This is a genomic window from Pseudomonas sp. SIMBA_067, from assembly GCF_046534675.1.
GTDB lineage: Bacteria > Pseudomonadota > Gammaproteobacteria > Pseudomonadales > Pseudomonadaceae > Aquipseudomonas > Aquipseudomonas putida.
The window spans coordinates 1-260 of record NZ_JAWRYH010000699.1 but is presented as its reverse complement, the minus strand read 5'-3'; the positions used below and the strand labels follow the sequence as shown (position 1 = coordinate 260).

The 260-nt window shown below is 57.3% G+C and carries 1 protein-coding gene; it reads right to left on the bottom strand.

Going from position 1 to position 260, the window contains the following annotated elements:
* Positions 1 to 260, bottom strand: a 260-nt coding sequence (locus SB765_RS30940; RefSeq protein ID WP_410932661.1) for an RNA polymerase sigma factor, incomplete at both ends; no start/stop codon positions are given.

The window sequence follows — 260 nt, the reverse complement described above, 5'->3', positions numbered from 1 at the left end:
CCTACACAGATGGCCATGATCAATTTCAGTTCCTTTTGCACGGTGCTCAAGGACACGTGGAGTTGGTCGGCAATCTCTTGATAGCTGCAACCGTGCAGGCGACTGAGGATAAAGATCTGCTGCTGGCGGGCGCTCAACTGGCCGAGGCTGACGCTCAGGTGTTCAAGCAGTTGCTCGGCCTGGGTTGCATCTTCCGGGGTGCTGATGGGGGCGGCAACGCTTTGCAGGATATCCAGTGGGACATCTTCCTGCAGCGTACG